The 19,053-nt window shown below is 45.0% G+C and carries 19 protein-coding genes and 1 riboswitch; of the genes, 3 read left to right on the top strand and 16 right to left on the bottom strand.

Annotated elements, in window-relative coordinates:
• Positions 1 to 165: 165 nt before the first annotated feature.
• The 10 genes from BAU14_RS08605 to purC form a co-directional block, all read right to left on the bottom strand.
• Entirely contained in the window at positions 166 to 1,080 is a 915-nt protein-coding gene (locus BAU14_RS08605) for an aldo/keto reductase (protein ID WP_161899679.1), read from the bottom strand.
• A gap of 289 nt (positions 1,081 to 1,369) precedes the next feature.
• A complete protein-coding gene (gene purD / locus BAU14_RS08600) occupies positions 1,370 to 2,623 on the bottom strand; it encodes a phosphoribosylamine--glycine ligase (protein ID WP_161899678.1) in 1,254 nt (417 codons plus the stop codon).
• Positions 2,624 to 2,743: 120 nt separating this feature from the next.
• Entirely contained in the window at positions 2,744 to 4,288 is a 1,545-nt protein-coding gene (gene purH / locus BAU14_RS08595; RefSeq protein WP_161899677.1) for a bifunctional phosphoribosylaminoimidazolecarboxamide formyltransferase/IMP cyclohydrolase, read from the bottom strand.
• Between the two features lie 48 nt (positions 4,289 to 4,336).
• Entirely contained in the window at positions 4,337 to 4,906 is a 570-nt protein-coding gene (gene purN / locus BAU14_RS08590) for a phosphoribosylglycinamide formyltransferase (protein ID WP_161899676.1), read from the bottom strand.
• Entirely contained in the window at positions 4,903 to 5,949 is a 1,047-nt protein-coding gene (gene purM / locus BAU14_RS08585) for a phosphoribosylformylglycinamidine cyclo-ligase (RefSeq protein WP_161899675.1), read from the bottom strand. The genes purN and purM overlap by 4 nt, the downstream gene beginning before the upstream one ends.
• Before the next feature lie 64 nt (positions 5,950 to 6,013).
• A complete protein-coding gene (purF, locus tag BAU14_RS08580; protein ID WP_161899674.1) occupies positions 6,014 to 7,459 on the bottom strand; it encodes an amidophosphoribosyltransferase in 1,446 nt (481 codons plus the stop codon).
• Positions 7,444 to 9,663, bottom strand: a complete 2,220-nt coding sequence (gene purL, locus BAU14_RS08575; protein WP_161899673.1) for a phosphoribosylformylglycinamidine synthase subunit PurL — start codon at positions 9,661 to 9,663, stop codon at positions 7,444 to 7,446. The genes purF and purL overlap by 16 nt, the downstream gene beginning before the upstream one ends.
• Positions 9,660 to 10,340 (bottom strand): phosphoribosylformylglycinamidine synthase subunit PurQ, encoded by a 681-nt coding sequence (gene purQ / locus BAU14_RS08570; protein WP_161899672.1) that lies wholly within the window; start codon positions 10,338 to 10,340, stop codon positions 9,660 to 9,662. Before purQ ends, purL begins: the two co-directional genes overlap by 4 nt.
• The gene (gene purS / locus BAU14_RS08565) at positions 10,340 to 10,594 is read right to left on the bottom strand and encodes a phosphoribosylformylglycinamidine synthase subunit PurS (protein ID WP_161899671.1); all 255 of its coding nucleotides are present in this window, start codon (positions 10,592 to 10,594) and stop codon (positions 10,340 to 10,342) included. The genes purQ and purS overlap by 1 nt, the downstream gene beginning before the upstream one ends.
• Positions 10,595 to 10,620: 26 nt before the next feature.
• Positions 10,621 to 11,328, bottom strand: coding sequence for a phosphoribosylaminoimidazolesuccinocarboxamide synthase (purC, locus tag BAU14_RS08560; RefSeq protein WP_161899670.1), 708 nt, complete (start codon positions 11,326 to 11,328; stop codon positions 10,621 to 10,623).
• Between the two features lie 339 nt (positions 11,329 to 11,667).
• Here purC and BAU14_RS08555 point away from each other — a divergent pair, with 339 nt between their 5' ends.
• Positions 11,668 to 12,048, top strand: a complete 381-nt coding sequence (locus tag BAU14_RS08555) for a hypothetical protein (RefSeq protein ID WP_161899669.1) — start codon at positions 11,668 to 11,670, stop codon at positions 12,046 to 12,048.
• A 62-nt stretch (positions 12,049 to 12,110) separates the two neighbouring features.
• Here the strand turns inward: BAU14_RS08555 and purB are convergent, their stop codons facing one another.
• The 5 genes from purB to BAU14_RS08530 form a co-directional block, all read right to left on the bottom strand.
• Entirely contained in the window at positions 12,111 to 13,409 is a 1,299-nt protein-coding gene (purB, locus tag BAU14_RS08550; RefSeq protein ID WP_161899668.1) for an adenylosuccinate lyase, read from the bottom strand.
• 53 nt (positions 13,410 to 13,462) lie between these two features.
• Positions 13,463 to 14,584, bottom strand: coding sequence for a 5-(carboxyamino)imidazole ribonucleotide synthase (gene purK, locus BAU14_RS08545; RefSeq protein WP_202622186.1), 1,122 nt, complete (start codon positions 14,582 to 14,584; stop codon positions 13,463 to 13,465).
• Positions 14,577 to 15,065: a 5-(carboxyamino)imidazole ribonucleotide mutase gene (purE, locus tag BAU14_RS08540; RefSeq protein ID WP_161899666.1), complete on the bottom strand. Its 489-nt coding sequence runs from the start codon at positions 15,063 to 15,065 to the stop codon at positions 14,577 to 14,579. Before purE ends, purK begins: the two co-directional genes overlap by 8 nt.
• Positions 15,066 to 15,256: 191 nt before the next feature.
• Complete coding sequence (locus tag BAU14_RS08535; RefSeq protein WP_161899665.1) at positions 15,257 to 16,573, bottom strand: nucleobase:cation symporter-2 family protein; 1,317 nt, start codon at positions 16,571 to 16,573, stop codon at positions 15,257 to 15,259.
• The gene (locus tag BAU14_RS08530) at positions 16,574 to 17,155 is read right to left on the bottom strand and encodes a xanthine phosphoribosyltransferase (protein ID WP_161899664.1); all 582 of its coding nucleotides are present in this window, start codon (positions 17,153 to 17,155) and stop codon (positions 16,574 to 16,576) included.
• Positions 17,156 to 17,296: 141 nt separating this feature from the next.
• Positions 17,297 to 17,393: riboswitch (purine riboswitch) on the bottom strand.
• Positions 17,394 to 17,646: 253 nt separating this feature from the next.
• Between BAU14_RS08530 and BAU14_RS08525 the strand changes: the two genes are divergently transcribed.
• Together BAU14_RS08525 and BAU14_RS08520 are read left to right on the top strand one after the other, a co-directional pair.
• Entirely contained in the window at positions 17,647 to 17,937 is a 291-nt protein-coding gene (locus tag BAU14_RS08525) for a hypothetical protein (protein ID WP_161899663.1), read from the top strand.
• On the top strand, positions 17,924 to 18,208 hold the full coding sequence (locus tag BAU14_RS08520) for a hypothetical protein (protein ID WP_161899662.1): 285 nt from the start codon (positions 17,924 to 17,926) through the stop codon (positions 18,206 to 18,208). The genes BAU14_RS08525 and BAU14_RS08520 overlap by 14 nt, the downstream gene beginning before the upstream one ends.
• A gap of 140 nt (positions 18,209 to 18,348) precedes the next feature.
• On the opposite strand, the gene BAU14_RS08515 is transcribed toward BAU14_RS08520, so the two are convergent.
• The gene (locus BAU14_RS08515; protein WP_161899661.1) at positions 18,349 to 19,041 is read right to left on the bottom strand and encodes a hydrolase; all 693 of its coding nucleotides are present in this window, start codon (positions 19,039 to 19,041) and stop codon (positions 18,349 to 18,351) included.
• Positions 19,042 to 19,053: the final 12 nt, after the last annotated feature.

Genomic DNA, 19,053 nt, shown 5'->3' with positions numbered 1-19,053 from the left:
TCCTCCATGAAAATACTCATATTAGGGCTGTCGGTTTTTACTTCCGGCGCCCATAGTACTTTAGCGCAGAATATTTGGGAAAGCAACTATATTTTCTCGATTCTTAAGTCAATACAAAAAGAACGTTCGGTTTTTCCGAACGTTCTTTAGAAACTCCCACTAAAATCAAGGCAAATCGTTTCCTGCTGCCAAGTAGATCCCATACCAATCTTCCCGGGAAAGCTGGACATTTGCAGCCTTGGCGATTTCTTCAATCCGACTCGGGGTCATAGTCCCTGCGATCACCTGCATATTTGCCGGATGACGCAAAATCCAAGCAGAGGCAATTCCAGTAGGTGTCGTTTGATATTTTTCTGCCATTTCCACAAGCTTCAGATTTAGCTCAGGAAACTTTTCATTACCGATAAAAACACCTTCAAAAAAGCCGTACTGATAAGGTGACCAAGCTTGAATCGTCATATCGTTCATTCGTGAAAATTCTAAAACACCGTCGTCATGATCGACACTTCGGGAATCTGTCATATTCACATGAAGCCCGAAATCCACCATCCCGGTATGCATTACCCCAAACTGCAGCTGATTGATGATTAGCGGCTGCCGTACATATTTTTGCAAAAGTTCGATTTGGCGGGAATACTGGTTGCTGACACCGAAATATTTGACTTTTCCCTGCGCCTCCAATTGATCAAAGGCAGCGGCAACCTCTTCTGGTTCCATCAGCGTATCTGGACGATGCAATAACAAGCTGTCTAAGTAATCCACTTGCAATCGTTTCAGACTTCCTTCAACCGCTTCAATGATGTGTTCTTTGGAAAAATCAAACATCACGCCGGGAACAATCCCGCATTTTGATTGAATGAACATATCTTCTCGCTTATAGTCAGTTTTCTTAAAAGCTTGGGCAAAAACTTCTTCGCATTCGCCGCCACCATAAATATCCGCGTGATCAAAAAAGTTGATCCCGTTTTCCACAGCTGTTTGAATGACTGCCACCGGATCTTTTGCTTGGGTGATACGCATACACCCCAGAATAATACTTGATGCACCTACTTCATTTGGACCGAGATTGACCTGTTTCATGACAGACCTCCTAATAAATTATTGACACTAACAGTGTACCACATCTTTAGAAAGCGTTGACAGCTTTTGATTGCATACTTCTGGTTGCTTTTTTGGAGGCCCACTCTCTTTATGGCTATTTTTTCTTTGATTGAAGCACAAAAGACGCAGCTTGCTTTTACAAAGCTGCCTGCAGATTTCCAGGGCAACGCAGATGCCAGGCATCCAACGACCTATCTGAAAATCTATGAACAAACTTTGCTGCTCAAACTGCGTCTAGTAAAAGACAATCCCCGTTACTTTTTCATTTTTACTTTAATGCGCGATGGCCGATATCCTTGCGGTAAAACATCCCCGTCAGTTTTGCCGCTGCCAATGCCCGGTAGACTTTTTCTTGCGCTTCCGGCAGGTTTTCACCTTCTGCTTCTACTAGAAAAAGCCGTCCACCGGCAGCCACCAGCTGTCCAGCTGTCTCAGAAACCCCAGCATAATAAACGGTAACTTCAGAATCCTCGATTAATGGAATCGGCCGCCCCTTTTCATAAGTTCCAGGATATCCGTCAGCGGCAACTACCACACCAAAAGCTGCGTTGTCTGCCCATTCGATAACCGGTTTTTCATCAGCTAATAACGCTGAAATAATTGCTGCCAAACTGCTTTTTAAGCGCGGCAGGACAACTTGGGTCTCGGGATCACCAAAGCGCGCATTGAACTCAATAACTTTCGGTCCTTTTTCAGTTGCAATCAGTCCGGCGTATAAGATGCCCGTAAAAGGAGTACCGTTAGCAATCATCCCTTTGGCAGCAGGAATCAAAATTCTCTGAACAGCCTCATCTACCATCTCTTGAGGAATCTGGGGAACCGGAGAATAGGCTCCCATGCCGCCAGTGTTGGGACCTTTATCGCCATCGAAAGCGCGCTTATGGTCTTGCGAGATCACCATTGGGTAAACTTTGTCACGACGGACGAAAGCCAACAATGAAAATTCTTCTCCAGCAAGAAATTCTTCCACTACCACCCGGGCACCGCTTGCACCAAATTTGTTGTCCTCAAGCATTTCTGACAGTGCAGCGATGGCTTGCGGCACTGTTTCTGCTACCACCACACCCTTACCTGCTGCTAGACCGTCCGCTTTAATGACGATCGGGGCACCTTGCGCTTCAACGTAGGCCTTGGCTTTGGCAAAATCCGTAAATGTCTGATAAGCCCCAGTAGGGATGGCATTTTTCACCATCAGCTGTTTAGCAAAATCCTTTGAGCCTTCGATCATTGCCGCATCTTTTGAAGGTCCAAATGCTTTTAAGCCGGCGGACTCGAAAGCATCAACCAAGCCAGCAGCAAGAGGAGCTTCTGGGCCAACAAAAGTCCAGTCGACTGCTTGTTCTTTAGCAAAAGCAAGTAAACCAGCCTGATCGTTTTCTGCTACAGGTACCACTTCAATGCCATCTTTTTTCATACCAGGATTTCCTGGCGCACAAAACACCTGAGTGACCGTGGCGTCTTCTGCCAGCTTCTTAGCGATGGCGTGTTCCCGACCACCTGAACCGATTACCAGCAATTTCATATGGAAATTTCTCCTTTATTGTCAAAAATTTGGGCGAACAAACAATCTGTCTCTGGCAAAAAAGAACAGGCCAGATTTCCCAGTTCATAAAAGTTTAAGCAACGCTTTGCAGGCACCTAATCAGTGGCGGAAATGACGGACCCCTGTAAAGACCATCGCAATCCCCGCTGCATCAGCTGCATCAATGGACTGTTGGTCTTTGATACTGCCACCTGGTTGAACAATCGCTTTGATTTTATGGGCAGCAGCATACTCAACGCTATCTCCCATCGGAAAGAAAGCATCTGATGCCAAGACTGCGCCATCCATCTTGCCGGCCTCTTCGGCTTGTTGAATAGCGATTTTCACAGAACCCACACGATTCATCTGGCCGGCGCCGATTCCCACGGTTTGATGGCCGTTTGCCAAGACGATAGCGTTGGATTTCACATGTTTAACGGCTTTCCAAGCAAAACTTAAAGCCGCCAGTTCTTCTGCTGTCGGTTGTCGTTTGGTGACGACTTCCCAACTTTCAGGAGCTTCATTCAAAATGTCCTGGTCTTGTAGCAATAAGCCACCCAACACGGAAACTTTTTCAGGGACCTGACTGCTTTTCTTTTCTGAAAAGTCCAGTGTCATCAACCGCAGATTCTTCTTGCTGCTTAACAGTTGCAAGGCTTCAGGTGTGAATGAAGGGGCGATAATAATTTCTAAAAACAGCTGATGCATTTTTTCAGCAGTCGGCAAATCGATTTCACGATTGGCCACTAAAATCCCGCCAAAGATGGAGACTGGATCGGCATTGTAGGCAAAATCGTAGGCTTTTTCAATCGTCTCACCGGTACCGATCCCACAAGGATTCATATGTTTCAAAGCTACGACAGTTGGTGCCTCGAACTCGCGAGCAATACGAATCGCAGCGTCGGCATCTTTGATATTGTTATAGGACAATTCTTTACCGTGAAGCTGTTTTGCCGCAGCAATAGAATAAGAAGCCGGCAGCGCATCTTGATAAAACGCGGCCTGTTGATGGCTATTTTCACCGTAGCGCAGCTCTTGTTTCAAATCATACGTCAATGTTAGTTTTTCCGGATGCTCTTCGCCTACTAATTCAGTCATGTAGCCGGCAATCAGTGCATCGTAAGCTGCCGTATGACGGAAAACTTTAGCTGCGAGGTATTTTCGTGTGGCAAGCGTAGTTTCCCCCGAGGTTTTCAGCTCCTCTAACACTTTGGCGTAATCTTTAGGATCCACCACCACAGCGACAGAGGCAAAGTTTTTAGCAGCCGAACGCAGCATTGACGGCCCACCAATATCAATATTTTCAATCGCCTCAGCTTCAGTTACACCAGCTTTTTGAATGGTCTCTTTAAAGGGATAGAGATTGACCACTACGACATCAATCGGTGTAATATCATGGGCTTTCATCGCATCCAGATGGCTTTTAAGATCTCGTCGACCCAACAGTCCTCCGTGGATCAATGGATGCAAGGTTTTGACCCGCCCATCCATCATTTCTGGAAATCCAGTAACTTCTTCAATAGCGATTGTTTCAATTCCAGCGTCTTCCAAGGCTTTTTTTGTGCCACCAGTGGAGATAATCTCCAATCCTGCAGCCAAGAGTCCTTGCGCCAATTCGACAATCCCCGTTTTATCGGATACACTGACAAGTGCTCGTTTTTTCATGAATGCTGTCCCCTTTTTAGTTATGATTATTCGTTTTTGATCCTAAGATTACTCTGCCTCTGCAAACAATTTTTTCAATACCGCCGGATAAAGCTTGTGCTCTACCTGGTGGATTTTTATTTCTAAGCTGTCGAGGGTTTCGTTTTCATCAATTGTTACTGCCTCTTGTGCAATAATGGGACCGGTGTCGACACCCTTATCGACGAAATGAACAGTTACGCCAGTGATCTTTACGCCGTATTCAAACGCATCCTTGATTCCGTGCAGCCCGGGAAACGATGGCAACAGCGAAGGATGAATATTGACGATTCCCTCAGGAAAAGCCGCAATCAATTCTTCACCCAATATGCGCATATACCCAGCTAAAACCAGATAATCGATTTGTTCATCTTTCAACATTTGCAACAGCGCTTTTTCGTAGCCAGCCTTTCCTCCATGTTCTTTGACGGTGAATGTCTTTGTCGGAACCTTATGCTCTTTAGCCCGGTGCAGCACATACGCATCCGGTTTGTCGGAAAAGACCAGGGCCAATTCACCATGAAGGTCACCGGCTTCATAAGCTGTGACGATTGCTTCAAAATTACTGCCGTTTCCAGAGGCTAAGATTGCAAACCTCATTGGCCCTCACCTTTGATCGTAATCACCTGCGCTGAATTTTCTGTAACGATACCCAGTTCATAGCAAGGTTCATTCAACTCAGCCAACACCTCTTTCACAGTCGCCACTTTTTCAGGTGCAACCGCCAAGACCATGCCAATTCCCATATTGAAGATTTCATACATTTCTTCATGGGGAATATTGCCGTAAGCTTCCAAGGCCTTGAACACAGCCGGTACTGGCCAGCTGCCGACAGTGATTTTTGCTGCCAGACCTTCTGGTAACATGCGGGGAATATTTTCCACAAAACCGCCGCCGGTAATATGAGCGATCCCATTTACCAAACTTTTCTTGACTAATGGCAACAATTGTTTCACATAGATGCGAGTTGGTGTCAGCAAAACCTCTCCCAGCGTTTCTTCGCCAAGCTCCGGCAAGCGGCTGCTGACAGTCATGTCGTTCATTTCAAAAAAAACTTTGCGCACCAGTGAATACCCGTTGGAATGAATACCTGAGGAAGCCAAACCTAAAAGGACATCTCCCGCTTTGATTTTTGCTCCGGTGACCAGCTGTGATTTCTCTGCGATACCTACCGCAAAGCCGGCTAAATCATAATCTTCAGCCGTATACATTCCCGGCATTTCTGCTGTTTCTCCACCAATCAATGCCGCTCCTGCCTGCATGCAGCCTTCAGCAACACCGGCAACTACTTGTTCCAATCTGTCAGGAACGTTTTTACCAGTAGCGATGTAATCGAGAAAATATAATGGTTCTGCTCCCTGCGCTACGATATCATTAACACACATCGCTACACAGTCGATACCAATCGTATCGTGCTTATCAGCTTGAATGGCTACCATCAGCTTGGTTCCGACCCCATCTGTTCCAGAAATCAGCACTGGCTCTTTTACATCAAGCAAGCTGAGGTCAAAACAACCGCCAAAACCGCCAATCGCCCCCATAACACCCAAGCGCTCCGTTTTTTTCACATGTTTTTTGATGCGTTCCACTACTTCATAACCGGCATTGACATCGACACCGGCTTTTTGATAGGCATTTGCCATGAATGAAATACTCCTTTTTTGGTCAGCCATCCCTGCTGATCCGGATTTTGATTTGTTTTTTCGTTTATAGATCAAAGAAAGATACTTTTTCTTTTAATGACGCCCGGTACTGCTCTTCGTAATCATACAATGGTGTTGGATAATCGCCATTGAAATAGGCCATGCATAATCCGGAATAAGGTGCATCAAAGTTTAAACCAATCGCAGCAATCAGCCCTTCCTCACTCAGAAAGCTGAGGGAGTCTGCACCAATACATTCACAGATTTCTGCAACTGAATGATTGGCAGCAATCAATTCTTTACGGGTCTGGATATCAATGCCGTAAAAGCACGGGTATTTCAAAGGTGGCGAAGCGATACGAACGTGGACTTCTTTCGCGCCGGCTTCTTTAAGCAGTTGTACGATTCGACGGCTGGTGGTCCCTCTTACGATAGAATCATCCACCATAATCACTTTTTTACCTTCCACTACCCCACGAACAGCTGAAAGCTTCATGCGTACACCTTGCTCCCGGAGCTCCTGGGTCGGTTGGATAAACGTACGGGCGATGTACTGGTTTTTAACCAGACCTAACTCGTAAGGAATCCCTGAAGCTTCTGCATAACCGCTGGCAGCTGAAAGAGACGAGTTCGGCACACCGATAACCATATCGGCGTCAACGGGAGCTTCCTTAGAAAGAATACGTCCCATATTTTTACGGGCAGTATGAACATTCACCCCGGCAATATTAGAATCTGGACGGGCAAAGTAGACATACTCCATCGAGCAAATCGCGTGTTGCGTATCTTCGGTGAACTTATCAACAGTAAAGCCATCATCGTTGACAATAATAATTTCGCCAGGCTGAACGTCCCGAACGAATTCTGCACCGATGACTTCCAAAGCACAGGTTTCAGAGGCTATGACATAGGCCCCGTTCTTCATTTGTCCGATCGCCAGTGGACGAAAACCATTTGCATCCAAGGCTGCAACCATACAATCTTCTCGCATAATGATGTAAGCAAAACCGCCCTTAACTGTGTTCAAAGCTTCTTTTAATTGGTCCAGCCAGTTTTCTGCTTTACTGCGGCGGATCAAATGCATCAGAATTTCAGTATCGGAATTGGAATGGAAAATCGCACCATCACGCTCCAGTTCTTTTCGTAAACTACGGGCATTGGTTAGATTCCCATTATGGGCTAAGCCGCAAGAGCAATCATAGAATTTAAAGAGGAAGGGCTGAATATTGTCAACACTCCCATTTCCAGCCGTGGCGTAGCGGACATGGCCGATAGCAGCTGAACCTTTCAAATTCTCCAAATCACGATCGTCTTTAAAGACTTCTGACAGCAGTCCCAAATCGCGATAGCCATATAATTTCCCCTGATCGTTGGATACGATGCCCGCCCCTTCTTGTCCTCGGTGTTGCAGACTGTGTAAGCCAAAATAAGTGACACGCGCAGCGTCTGGGTGACCCCAGACGCCGAAAATGCCACATTCTTCGTTCAAACTTTTTACTTCATAAGACATGGAATGGCTTCCTCCCATAATTCCTTTGCAGTCGCTGTGGCGATCTGCACTTGGCCGTCATTGGCCGTCATCTGTACTTGACCATCCGCGGTAACTTTCCCGATAAATTGCGCTTTTTCACCAGCTTTGGCTTCAAATTCAGCTTGCTTTTCTGGAGAGACGGATAGCACAAAGCGAGACTGCGTTTCTGAAAATAGCTTTTCTTTTGTCATGTCGACGTTGATCGCCACACCAAACCCATTTTTAAAGGCACTTTCTGCAACAGCTATCGCCAGACCGCCTTCTGCACAGTCGTGGGCACTTTGAATCAGACCTGCTTTAATCACTTCCAAAACCAGATCCTGATTGGCTTTTTCTGTTGCCAGATCAAATGCCATTAATTTGCCTTCAATCCGTCCCAACTGCATTTTTTGAATCTCAGAACCGTTGAAATCTGCCTTCGTTTCACCGATTACATAAATTAAATCCTCTGCTTGTTTGAAATCTTGTGTGGTGATATGAGCGAGCTTTTCAACCAAGCCGACCATGCCAATCATAGGTGTCGGATAAATTGCTTTGCCATCTGTTTCATTATATAAGGAGACATTACCGGAAATAACCGGCGTATCAAGAACTCGGCAAGCTTCAGCAATGCCATCAGCCGAGGTCCATAACTCCCAGAAGCCTTCTGGTTTGTCAGGGGAGCCATAGTTTAAACAATCGGTGATTGCCAATGGTTGACCACCAGAAGCAACGATGTTTCGAGCCGCTTCAGCAACTGCCATCTGTCCGCCAACCTCTGGATTCAAATAAAGATAACGGGCATTACAGTCGGTTGTCATCGCCAGTGCTTTTTCGGTTCCCCGCACGCGTAACACAGCAGCATCTGAACCAGGCAGCACAACCGTATTGGTACGTACTTGCGCATCATATGTTTCGTAGATCATTTTTTTCGAAGCGATTGTCGGTTGCTGCAAGAGCTGCACTAAAGTAGCGGTTGCATCTTCAACAGTCGGTGTAAAATCTGCCATTTCAGCAAATTCTTTGATTCGAGCAGGTTCTTGGTATTCTTTGTAATAGGTTGGTGCATCTTCTGCCAATGCATCCACAGGAAGATTCGCAACTTCTACTCCTTTGTGATACAGGCGGTACAGACCATCACCTGTAACTTCACCAATCGTCACAGCATCTAAGTCATATTTTTGGAACAGCGCTTCTACTTGATCCTCTGCGCCTTTTTTGACACAGATCAGCATCCGCTCTTGTGATTCAGAAAGCATCATCTCATAAGGTGTCATACCTGTTTCTCGTTGTGGAACATCGTCCAGATACAGCTTCAAACCGGAACCCGCTTTCGAAGCCATTTCGGAGCTGGAAGATACCAGACCGGCTGCTCCCATATCCTGGATTCCAACCAAAATATCCGCATGATCCAAAATCAATTCCAGGCAGGCCTCCAACAACAGCTTTTCCATGAAGGGATCGCCGACTTGCACGGCTGAGCGCTGTTGTTCCTCTCCTTCTGAAAATTCTTCTGATGCAAACGTTGCCCCATGAATCCCATCACGACCAGTTTTTGCACCAACATACATGATGGCGTTGCCGACTCCTTTGGCCTGACCTTTTTGAATGTCTTTGTGATCGATTAGACCGACACACATGGCGTTTACCAGTGGATTGCCTTCGTAACAAGGATCAAAAGCCACCTCGCCACCGACTGTCGGAATACCGATACAGTTACCATATCCAGAAATACCTGCTACCACTTCTTCCAAGAGGTATTTGGTACGAGAATTGTCCAGTTCCCCAAAGCGCAAGGAATCCAAAATGGCAATCGGACGGGCGCCCATAGAAAAGATGTCTCGGATAATCCCTCCGACACCAGTTGCAGCTCCTTCATAAGGTTCAACTGCTGACGGGTGATTGTGGCTTTCTGCTTTAAAAACCACTGCTTGGCCGTCACCAATATCCACGATCCCAGCACCTTCACCAGGACCTTGCAAGACTTGCGGGCCGCTAGTCGGAAATTTGCGCAAGACTGGTTTAGAATTTTTATAGGAACAGTGTTCACTCCACATAACTGAAAAGAGACCAGTTTCTGTGTAGTTTGGCAGGCGTCCGAGAATATCCTCGGCAATCATGCGATATTCTTCATCTGTCAGTCCCCATTGCGCGTAAATTTTTTCAGCTTTGATCTGTTGGGGAGTAGGTTCTAAGTTCGTCATTTGGTCACAGACACCTTTCCAAAGTTTTTCAGGATTGAAGCAAAGAAGCGTTTTCCGTCAGCTGAGCCCAACAAGTCTTCCATCGCTCGTTCCGGATGCGGCATCATCCCCAAGACGTTGCCTTGTTTATTAATGATACCGGCAATATTTGCTACACTACCGTTGATGTCTTCTTCATAAGTGAACACGATTTGATTATTCGCTTTCAATTCAGCCAAAGTTGCTTCGTCGCAGGTATAGTTTCCTTCTCCGTGGGCCACTGGGATATGGATGATTTCATCTTTTTCATACTCACTGGTAAATCCAGTCTGATTGTTGGCAACCTTCAGCGGCGTCGTTTTACAGATAAAATGCAAGGATTTATTGCGAATCAAAGCACCTGGTAAAAGCCCCGCTTCAGTCAGCACCTGAAATCCATTACAGGTTCCAAAAACCGGCTTGCCTTCATTTGCAAAGCGGACAACTTCTTTCATGATTGGTGAAAACCGGGCAATCGCGCCACAGCGCAAGTAATCTCCATATGAAAAGCCCCCCGGCAGTAAAACCCCGTCAAAGCCCGCTAATGATTCGGCGTCGTGGCGGACATATTCCGCGTCAGCTGCCATAATGTCTTTGATCGCCCACAGCATATCCATATCGCAGTTGGAACCGGGAAATACGATTACTGCAAATTTCATTAGGCTTCCTCCATCTCCGCGATTTCATAGCGGTAAGTTTCCATATTGACATTTGCCAGCAATTTGTCGCAGATTTCTTCGATTATCATTTCCACCGGACGATCGGATTTGGCGACTTTGATTTCAAAATACTTTCCAATTCGAATCTCTTCAATCGCTTCAAAGCCCATTCGGTGGACAGCACCTTTCACAGCTTCTCCTTGTGGATCCAAAACAGATTCTTTGTAGGTAACATAAACTTTTACGAAATACATGACAGATTTCCTTTCTTTTATGGGGGTTAGTCAGCCAAACGCTGCAGCACTTCTTGATACACCGGAACCAGATCTCCTAGATCACGGCGGTAAATATCCTTATCTAAATGTTCTTGTGTTTTCATATCCCAAAGCCGGCAAGTATCCGGGGAGATTTCATCCGCTAGTAAGATTCCACCATCGGTATCGCGACCAACTTCAATCTTGAAATCAATCAGACGAATCTCAGCCTTTTGGAAAAGAGTACGCAACGCGTCGTTGACTCTCTTTGCCAACGCCTTGATTTCTTGGATTTCTTCCGTAGTAGCAATAGACAGCACGCGAACGTGATCGTCATTGATAAACGGATCATCTAATCGGTCTTCCTTAAAATAAAACTCCACAATAGGGAAAGCCAGCGAGGTCCCCTCTGGAATCGCCAGTCGTTTTGAAAAGCTGCCTGCTGCAGTATTACGGACAACAACTTCTAGAGGAATAATGCTTACGAATTTGACTAATTGTTCGGTTTTTGATATTTTTTCGATAAAATGAGAAGGAATTCCTTCGTCTTTCAAGCGGTCAAAAATCAAACTGGTAATTTGATTGTTCAACGCACCCTTCCCGCTAACAGCATCTTTCTTTGCGCCGTTCAAAGCAGTTGCCTGATCCAGGTATTCTACCCACAAAACACCGTCTTCATCCGTTTTGTAAAGCTTTTTGGCTTTGCCTTCATAGAGCAATTCCTTCTTTTCCATCCTGCACCCCTCTAAATTAACGATCTTTATACACAAGCGTCTTAATGTTCGCCTTTTGTTGTGTTTATTTTAACAAGCCAGTCTATGAGGGTCAACCCGATTCTTTATATTAAAGCTATCAAAAACATTTATTGTTCGGAATTTAAAGAAAGTCATGATGTGATTCTCTTATCCTTCTTCTTTTTTCAGCAACTCCAAGTCTTTACGCCAGCTAATTTTTGTTTACACAAGAGTTTCTATTGTGAACACATTTTTTAAAAACCATCTGGTAATCGTTTACATAATTATCTTTTTTTGTTATATTAGTCACGTATCAGACGTGACTTGGGAGGCCTGTGTATGTTAGAGCAACAATTGTCCATCGAGCATTTTCTGAATCCTTTGTCCCTCGAAGAAAAGCGGGACTTGTTCAACGATCTTCTGGCTGTCGAAGCGGTCTATCAGCAAAACAGGAAGACAAGCTTCTACACCTTTCGCAAATTTCGTCAGGCCAGTCGCCGCCATGTAGAGTGTCGCAAACGCACCCTGCAATTTCGTAATCAGCGAAATGACGAGTTGGTGATCACTCAGATCCACGAACAGCACCTATTTAAAAACCATTACCACTTCAAAGTCTTCTTTAATATGGAGGAACAATCCTTTGAATTCGTTGAGTTGTTACTAGACAGCTTGCGAAAAGAACAGATGCGTTATTACAGCAGCAAAACCGCTTTTGCCTAAACCATACAAAAAGCCTTGAAAACAAGACTCAACAGACTTGTTTTCAAGGCTTTTTAATTATCTTAATCTCCTAAGCCAATGCGCGTGAAGACTTCATCAACATTGCGTAAATGGTAATGGTAATCAAAAGCGTCATCCAGATCCTCTTTAGACAAGATGGAAGTGACTTTGTCGTCTTCTTCCAGCAGTGGACGAAAGGCAGTTTGATGGTCCCAGGCAAATGCTGTTTTCGGTTGCACCAGATCATATGCTTGTTCGCGGGTCATCCCTTTATCGATCAGCTTCAGCATCACACGCTGGCTATAAATCAAACCGAAAGTTGCGTTCATGTTGCGTTTCATGTTTTCAGGGAAGACGGTCAGGTTTTTCACAATATTACCGAAACGATTCAGCATATAATTCAGCAGGATCGTGGTATCAGGGATGATGATTCGTTCAGCTGAAGAGTGGGAAATATCTCGTTCGTGCCACAATGGTACATCTTCATACGCTGTCAACATGTGGCCACGAACAACCCGAGCCAACCCGCACATGTTTTCAGAACCGATGGGGTTGCGTTTATGAGGCATGGCAGAAGAACCCTTTTGCCCTTTAGCAAAGTATTCTTCCACTTCCCGCGTCTCTGATTTTTGTAACCCACGAATTTCAGTAGCAAAACGCTCAATAGAAGTTGCAATCAAAGCCAACGCAGCGAAGTACTCGGCATGAAGATCGCGAGGCAGCACTTGTGTCGAAATTTCTTGTGGTCGAATGCCCAGCTTAGTACAAACAAACTCTTCGATAAAAGGCGGGATATTAGCAAATGTCCCTACCGCTCCAGAAATCTTGCCGGCTTCGACTCCTTTGGCTGCGTGTTCAAAGCGCTCAATGTTGCGCTTCATTTCGGAATACCAAGTAGCCAATTTCAGACCAAATGTCGTCGGTTCCGCATGCACACCATGAGTCCGGCCCATACAGACGGTATATTTATGTTCTTTAGCCTTATTGCCGATGATCTCTAAGAAATTCTGCAAATCTTTGCGCAAAATATCGTTAGCCTGCTTCAACAAATAGCCATAGGCGGTATCTACCACGTCGGTACTGGTCAATCCGTAGTGGACCCACTTACGTTCTTCTCCCAGTGATTCTGAAACAGCACGGGTGAAGGCCACAACATCATGGCGGGTACTTTCTTCAATCTCCAAGATTCGTTCAATGGAGAAAGTGGCGTTTTGCCGGATTTTCGCTACATCTTCTTTGGGAATCTCTCCTAATTCAGCCCAGGCTTCATCAGCCAAGATTTCAACTTCCAGCCATGCTTGGTAGCGATTTTCTTCTGTCCAAATATGGCTCATTTCAGGTCGTGAATAACGTTCTAACATAAGTGTGCTCCTTTTGCGGATTCATTTTACTTGTTTTTAAAATCAGGTAGTTCTCAATCCCAAATATTGGTCTGATAGACTTCCTCTAACGTCCCATAAATATCTTCGGTTGTCACCGTAATATGCCCCATCTTACGTCCTTTTTTCGCCTCGGCTTTTCCGTAATAATGAAATTGCCACTCAGGTTTAAGGTCGATTAAACCATAGGTTTCTGTCAAGTGCTCCCCTAACACATTGATCATCACAGCTTCCGATAAGAGGCGAACTTCGCCTAACGGCCAGCCGCAGATGCCGCGAATGTGGGCATCAAATTGACTGAAATTGCAGGCTTCGATGGTATAATGCCCAGAATTGTGGGGGCGTGGCGCTAATTCATTGACATAAATGCTGCCGCTTTTCGTCAAGAACATCTCAATAGCCAGACAACCATGAAGATCTAGGGCTTGAGCAATTTCTTTAGCAATACGGGCAGCTTCTTCAGCGACGTCGGGAGCTACTCGCGCCGGCGCAATCGTCTCATGTAAAATATTGTTGCGATGAATATTTTCAACAACCGGAAAAACCGCGAATTCCCCTCGACCATTTCCAGCAACCATTACAGACAGCTCTTTTTCAAAAGGAATCCAAGCTTCCAGTTCACAAGTACCTTGTCGCAGCAGGTTCATCGATGGTGCCAAATCAGCGGTACTGTATAACACATACTGCCCTTTTCCATCATACCCCCCTCGTGTCGTCTTTAACACACAAGGATAGCCGATTCGATCGATGGCATCTTGAATATCGGTGGGGCTGATAATCGTTTCGTAAGGGGCAATCACGATGTTATTGGCTTCTAAAAAAGATTTTTCCAATAAGCGATCTTGTGTAATCGCTAAAAGGTCTGTTCCTTGAGGGACATTAGCATAAGGAAGAATCGTATTTAATGCTTCGACACTAACATTTTCAAACTCATAGGTGATCACTTCACAACGTCGTGCCAGCTCTTCTAAAGCAAAAATGTCTCCGTAGCCGGCGACAATATGCCAATCCGCTACCTGCGAGGCTGGGCAATCCTCTGTCGGATCAAGGACACCGACTCTAAATCCCATTTCTTTTGCGCTGATGGCCATCATCCGCCCCAGCTGGCCTCCTCCCACGATGCCGATTACAGCACCTGGTCTTAACGGCTTAACCAAGTCGATCACTACTTTCCATAACAGTTTTACGCATTGCTTCTCGCTTATCAGCCAAGCGTTGCGCGACATCTAAATCATACATGGAAAGCATTTGAGCTGCAAGTAATCCTGCATTGACTGCGCCAGCTTTTCCAATAGCCGTAGTGGCCACCGGCACTCCTCCGGGCATCTGTACGATAGAAAGCAGCGAATCCAGTCCGTTCAATGTTCGGGATTGCACCGGAACACCGATCACCGGCAATGTCGTCTTTGCTGCGACCATTCCTGGCAAATGCGCGGCTCCACCAGCCCCGGCGATAATCACTTTGATTCCATTTTCTCGGGCGGTTTCCGCAAATTCAAACATCAGATCTGGGGTTCGATGAGCAGATATCACCTTTTTCAAATAGGGTATCTGCAATTCGTCCAAGCTTTCACACGCAGCTTTCATGGTTTCCCAATCCGACTGGCTGCCCATGATCACAGCAACTTTCGCATCCATCATTGTCTCTCCTTTTTTGCGAGTTCACTTCAGAAAACACCGCATCTTTTCCACTACAGTTTAGCAATTTCAAGACAAACAGTCAAAAAAATATCGAATGATTTTAAAAAAAGAAACTTTTTCGTTCGGATTTTCCAAGTGCTTTTTACTCAAAAGAAAAAGCCGGACCGAAAAATCGATCCGACGTTGCCTTATCCATGGGAAAGTTCTTCCCCAATTACAGTCAAAGGTCTTTCTTCTTTAATACCATTAAACAGCAGATTTAGTAAAATCGCACATAAGGAGCTCATCACAATGCCATTGCCGGTAAACATTTGCAGTGTTTCCGGGAGTTTCGCAAACAGTTGTGGCATGATATTGAATCCTAAACCAAAACCAATGGAGACTGCAATCACCAACAAATTTTTATCGTTAGCAAAATCAACTTTTGAAAGCATCCGCATCCCCTGAACGGCCACCATGCCAAACATCACCAGCATTCCGCCACCCAAAACAGGCTCTGGAATGATTTGCGCAATGGCGCCAATCTTTGGAAAAAGACCTAGAATAATCAGAAACAAAGCAGAGAAATAAATCGGCTTTTTCGTTTTGATCCCTGACAGCTGAACAAGTCCCACGTTCTGTGAAAAGCCCGTATAAGGAAATGTGTTGAAAATTCCGCCTAAAATCACTGCTAAACCTTCCGCACGATATCCTCTTTTCAAATCTTCTTCGCCAATCGGCTGTCCGGTGATATCACCCAACGCGAAGTAAACTCCGGTAGATTCCACCATGCTAACAATCGAAATAATAATCATCAAAAGAATTGACCAAATATCAAATGTCGGCTTCCCAAAGTAAAAAGGTTGCGGCACATGAAAAATTGGCGCGTGCCCAATCGCACTAAAGTCAACCATTCCCATGAAATAAGCAAGCAAGGTCCCACCTACCAAACCAATCAAAACTGAAATGGATCGGATAAAACCTTTGGCAAAAATCTGAACACCGATAATCAAGGCAATCGTAACAAAGGCTAAGAGCAAATTGTTAGTATCACCGAAATTATCAGCTGCCGCATCCCCACCACCCATCTTGGTGATAGCAACAGGAATCAAGGTTAGACCAATCACAGTAATTACAGTTCCGGTAACCAATGGGGGAAACAATTTCTTGATCTTGGAGAAAACACCAGCAATCAATACGACGAAAATACCAGCAGCAATAATCGATCCGTAAATAGCGCCGACACCTGCTTTAGTACCAATTAAAATCAAAGGGGCAACAGCTTGGATTGCACAGCCCAAAACCACTGGCAAGCCGATTCCAAAAAAGCGATTGACCGTCAATTGCAGCAATGTTGCTACGCCGCACATAAAAATATCAATGGATATCAGATACGTCATCTGTTGCTCATTGAATCCAAGTCCAGTTCCAATCAAAAGGGGCACCGCTACCGCACCCGCATACATCGCCAAGAGGTGCTGCAGACCTAAAACCGCGGCTTTACCTGTTTGTGTTTGCTTTTCCACTCAGGCATCCTCCTTCAAAAAGCTGACTTCACCATTTGAAAGTGATTCGATTCGGGCCAATGAAACAACCTTTAAGCCCATGTCTTCCAACAGTTGGCGGCCATCTTGGAAAGACTTTTCAATCACGATGCCGATACCTTCTACATTGGCACCAGCTTGTCGGCACAATTCAATCAACCCCTTAGCTGCTTGCCCATTTGCTAGAAAATCATCGATGATCAAAACATTGTCCTCTGCCGAAAGAAACTTTCTTGAAATCGAGATCGTGCTGGTGATCTGTTTAGTGAAGGAGTAAACTTCTGAAGTCAAGAGCTCTTCATTCATCGTTAAGCTTTTCGACTTACGAGCAAATACCATGGGAACTCCTAAAAATTGAGCTGCATACAGCGCCGGTGCAATTCCGGAAGCTTCAATGGTAACGACTTTCGTAATATTGCTGTCGGCAAAACACTCAGCGAAACGTTCGCCTATCTGTGTCATCAATACTGGATCTACTTGGTGGGTCACGAAGCTGTCGACTTTTAAGACGCCTTCACCCAAAACGCGTCCGTCAGTTTTGATGCGTTCGATTAATTCTTTCATCTTGCAGAGCTCCCCTTTAATCAATATATTTTATGCTCAGCCTTCATGATCTCCGCCATCTGTCGTCTGAAAGTCTTTCATCTACTCAGATATATGTCATAAAAAAGCGCAGACTTTTCCTTGCATAAGCAAAAAAAGTGTCTGCGCACATTTTTTGCTTATAGTCCGATATTTACGGTACCGGGTAGAGACTGTCGACCGATTACGACGATATATAAGCGGTAATTATTAAATTTTTGAAGGCTGAACCATTTATGTTGCCGAGTATAACACCGACTTTGGAAAGTCGCAACATCTTTTCATCATTTTTTCATTCTCTTTCACAGAAGCTGCAGCTTTACAAGGCGAACGTTTGTTTGTATAATTATATCAATAAGTATTCTGTTTCTAAGTGCCATCGCTGACTTTTCTGCAGCTGGAATCCCATTTTAAATAGGTATTGAAAAGCTATCCTCCACCTGCTGGCTTTCTTTGATACGGAGATGAACATAATGATTACAAAACGAGGACAACTAAAAAAAAGCCGACTGATTTCAGTAGATCCGCCGTTGGTCTATTTTCAATTAAATAACGAACACTGTCTGATTGCTCGCCACGGACTCAATTTTTTTGCTGATGTCGCACCAGGTATGACTGTTGTCGTTTCCGGCAGCTACAACAAACGAGGACAATTTGTTGCCAGAGACTATGGGGTATTGGGAAAAACTAAAGTCATGATTGATTATGAGCTGAGTCCTTATCCAGCCAAGAAAAGAGGTAGCGATTTTTATGCGAGCAAGTGAACTTTTAACCGCCTTGACGCTTCCCAGCCAAGGACAAGAACTGCAACAATTACTACTCTCTATCAACGGGACACCCAAGCCCTGCAGTGGGATTGACTATCAAGGTGATCGGCTGATTCTAATAGCTGACAACAACCAGCTTCCACTACCGATGCCAAAGCTACTTACCGCACTAATGACTCATCGCCCCCTGCATTTATTCTACATGGAGGACAACGCGCTGCAGCCTATTTACGGCTTTAAAGAAGAAGGAAATGCACTAATTCTTTGAAGTATCGTAATAGTTACCCTTAATCTAAAAAGACGACAATCTCCTTTCTATTTTTAGTAGGCGATTGTCGTCTTTTACTTGTCTATCACATTTGGCTTTGTGTCCGCAAAAAATAAAAAGCGTCAGTATTGTTATTGCGGTTATTCATCAGTTTCTTTTTCTTGTTCCCGGTAATGCTCCATTTTGCGACGAAACAGCTCGCCATTAGTCGGTGGTGTATAGGTAATGGCATTCGCGCCAGCCTCAATCGTTTCTTTGATGCTATCTTCAGTGGGTCCACCAGTTGCCATAATCGCCAAATCCGGGTAGCGTTCGCGAAAATGTCGGACTGTTGCCGCCGTATCTTTTCCTGCACTGATGTTGATAATTTTGACTCCCACCGCCAACTTTTCATCAATTGGCGTATAGATAGAGGTGACAGTACTCACTACGGGAATATCCACCACCTGAGCCACCATTTTTACCGTTTCAACAGGTGTCGGGGCATTTAAAACGACGCCCAAAGATCCCTGTGCCTCGGCAAACATACTCATATATGAAGAGCGGTTTCCTTGTGTCAGTCCACCACCAACACCGGAAAATACCGGAATATCGGCAGCCTCAATAATACTTTTTGTAATCGCCGGATGCGGTGTAAAAGGATAAACCGCAATCACAGCATCGGCATCGGTATTGCGGATAATGGCGATATCTGTCGTAAAGATAATCGACTTGATTCGCTTACCAAAGATAGTAATTCCACTGGCTTCTCGAATAACAGCCGGTACCCGAACAATATCCTTTCTCAACTCAGTCATAATTTCCGGAGTTTTTTTAGCTTTTTTCTGCTCCATCGGCTCACTCCT

Origin of the sequence: Candidatus Enterococcus leclercqii, assembly GCF_009933135.1 — a bacterium.
Lineage (GTDB): Bacteria > Bacillota > Bacilli > Lactobacillales > Enterococcaceae > Enterococcus_C > Enterococcus_C leclercqii.
Note: the sequence above shows the minus strand (reverse complement) of the source record. Positions and strands in the feature narration are given on the sequence as shown.